Here is a 1,153-nt window from a genome sequence, read left to right as displayed (position 1 = left end):
CGCGGGCCTGCCACCCTGGCGGATGCGCTGGCCGGGGCGCCGGGGGTGGTGGCCGGGCCAGCACCGGGCAATGGCACGGCCGCGCTGATTGTCGATCACGGCCGCGCCCAGCCGGGCCTGGTGATAGGTCGCACTGCGCTGCCCGGGGTGACGCCGCTGCTGCCCGGGTTGTTCGACAGCGATCTGCTGCTGGTGGCACCGGCCGGCGGGCTTGGCGAGGCAGCGGGCGCGGTGACCTTGTCGCTGCGGCGGCCCGGCGAGAAACTGGCCGGGATGGGCGAATTTGCCGCCGGCGCCTTTGGCAGCCGCCGGGTGCTGGGCCGCATCGATCTGCCGATGGGCAGCGGTGTGCGGCTGGGGCTGGGCGGGCAGTTGCAGCATGATCTGGGCTGGCTGGCCAACAGCACCACGGGCGAACGGCTGAACCGCGGCCAGCGCGCCGGCCTGTCAGCCACACTCGACATCGATCTGGCGCCGGCGCTCACCCTGGCCGTGACCAGCCTCTATGCCCGCAGCCAGGCCGGCAATCTGCCGGCCTTCGCCTGTGATCCGGCGGCGCCTGCGCGCTGTGATGGCCGCTATGCCAGCACCGGCCAGTTGGCCAACCCGCCGCGCCCGTTCACGCCGCGCTGGGGGCCGATCTCGGCTGATCTGGCCGAAGAGCCATTGGGCCAGCGCGCCGATTTGACCCTGAACGACGTCAGGCTGGCCTGGGCCAGCACGCGCGTCCGGCTCGAACTGGGCGCCGGCTTCGCCCACCAGACCGGGCGCCAGGGGCTGGATCTGGCCGATGGCCGGCGACTGGCGGACTTGGCCACTCCGGCTGGCCTGGCAAGCGGCGGCTATGGCCTGATCGCGCGCACGCAAGAGGATCGCCAGGGCCTTGATCTGGTGGGTACGGCCGATCTTGGCCTGCTGACCCTGCGCGCCGGAGCCAGCTACAGCGACGCCGTCAGCCGGCGCACGGCGGCCGACACGGTTGCCGGAACGGTGATCGCCGATCGCCGCCTGGCCCAGCACGACAGCCGCCGCATGGTCTTTGGCCAGGCCCGGCTGGAACCCGGTGGCGGCCTGGCGCTGGAGGCCGGGGTGCGCGTGCTGCGCCAGACGCTGCGGCTGGAGGTGGAAGACCGCCGCCCCGGTTGCGATCCCT

1 protein-coding gene is annotated in these 1,153 nt (G+C 73.5%); it reads left to right on the top strand.

Annotation, left to right across the window (positions count from 1 at the left end):
* Positions 1-1,153, top strand: a 1,153-nt coding sequence (locus GJ693_RS17255; RefSeq protein ID WP_197042301.1) for a TonB-dependent receptor, incomplete at both ends; no start/stop codon positions are given.

Origin of the sequence: Sandarakinorhabdus oryzae (genome assembly GCF_009733735.1) — a bacterium.
GTDB classification, from domain to species: Bacteria; Pseudomonadota; Alphaproteobacteria; order Sphingomonadales; family Sphingomonadaceae; genus Sandarakinorhabdus; species Sandarakinorhabdus oryzae.
The sequence above is the reverse complement of the archived record's forward strand: the minus strand, read 5'-3'. Positions and strand labels throughout refer to the sequence as shown.